Source organism: Paraburkholderia sp. GAS41, assembly GCF_050436545.1.
Taxonomy (GTDB): Bacteria; Pseudomonadota; Gammaproteobacteria; order Burkholderiales; family Burkholderiaceae; genus Paraburkholderia.
In genome coordinates this window covers 1-1,391 of record NZ_JBNDMK010000083.1, presented here as the reverse complement: position 1 = coordinate 1,391, position 1,391 = coordinate 1, and the positions used below count along the sequence as shown (strand labels likewise).

1 protein-coding gene is annotated in these 1,391 nt (G+C 60.0%); it reads right to left on the bottom strand.

Going from position 1 to position 1,391, the window contains the following annotated elements:
- On the bottom strand, positions 1 to 1,199 hold a 1,199-nt coding region (gene ltrA, locus P3T43_RS35645; protein WP_429285667.1), incomplete at its 3' end, for a group II intron reverse transcriptase/maturase.
- Between the last annotated feature and the right edge of the window lie 192 nt (positions 1,200 to 1,391).

The window sequence follows — 1,391 nt, the reverse complement described above, 5'->3', positions numbered from 1 at the left end:
AAGTAGTTCGCCCAGCCGCGCAGCGTGCGATTCAACTTGCCCACCAACTCCGTGGTATCAAACCACGTCATCGAAGCAGCGGTTAGCGCATGGACCTTCTCAACCATACGCCGGATACTCTTCTTCGACGGACGCATGCCCATACGAGCCTGGCCAGTCGTTGCCGAGTACATCCGCCCAAACGTGTAACCCAGGAAGTCGAATTCCCCTTCCGGGACCTTGCAGATTTGTGTCTTCTCCTCGTTGACCGTCAGCTTCAGTTTGCCCATGATCTCGCGCAGTCGCGACAGGGCCTCTTCAGCTTTGCCTCGCTTGCACAGGATCACCAGATCGTCCGCGTAGGTCACGATTCGACTGCCAAGACTTCGCTCAAGCCCAAGCTTCTTCCATGCCAACACAAACCGGCGCATGTAAATATTCGCCAACAGTGGTGAGATGGGTGAGCCCTGCGGAATGCCTCGCCTGCTGTCCTTGGCCTCGGTCGTACGTGTCTTCCGGCCTCGGTGATCGGTTTCTTCAACGGAGCACTCCAACCACATCTTGATCAGATGCAGCACGCGCCGATCAACGATGCGCCGCGCGAGCGACAACATCAAATCGGCGTGGGGAATACTTCCGAAGTAGTCCGCCAGGTCGGCGTCAACAACGTCCGTTTGCCCTCTATGCAGCCGCTCCTCCACCTCGATCACCGCTTGCTGGGCATTGCGCCCCGGGCGGTAAGCGTATTGCTCCGGTGGAAGGTCCGCTTCGAAGATCGGTTCGAGCACCAGCATCGCTGCTGTCATGCACACCCGATCACGCAAGGTCGAGATGCCCAGGGGCCTCAGCTTGCCATTGGCCTTCGGGATAAACACTCTTCTGATAGGGTCCGGCCGGTAAGTCTCCTGCCTGAGCGCAAGCGCCAGTTCGCTGAGCCACTTCTGCACCCCGTACGCCTCGACCTCCGCGAAGGCCTGCCGATCGACACCCGGTGCGCCCTTGTTCGAGCGGCACTGAGCGTACGCATGCGCCAGCACATCTTCACGATAGATCTTGTCGTACAGCGCGTAGAAGCGATACCCGGCTTCTGCCTTCGCTTTCGCGTGTAACGCCATCTGCAGCTTCTGAACACGAATCGGAGTTGATAGGTTGCCCAATCTCCACGTCCTCACTACGTATTGCGTCTGTCTTGAACTGAGGCCCCTTCCCTCCACCAGCATTACACCGGCTTCGACGGTAATACGGGCCTCTCCGTCACCCCAAGGCGCCCGGCCTGTCCCTCGCGGGCGTCCGGTTGGTCATCCCTGACCACGCCAAGGGGCTTCCCGTGTTGCGTGCGCTTCCCTTGTGTGCATGCTGTCGCCACTACCCCGGCGCAGCGACTGGGCGTCCTGCCTGCTCGTTCACCCAGC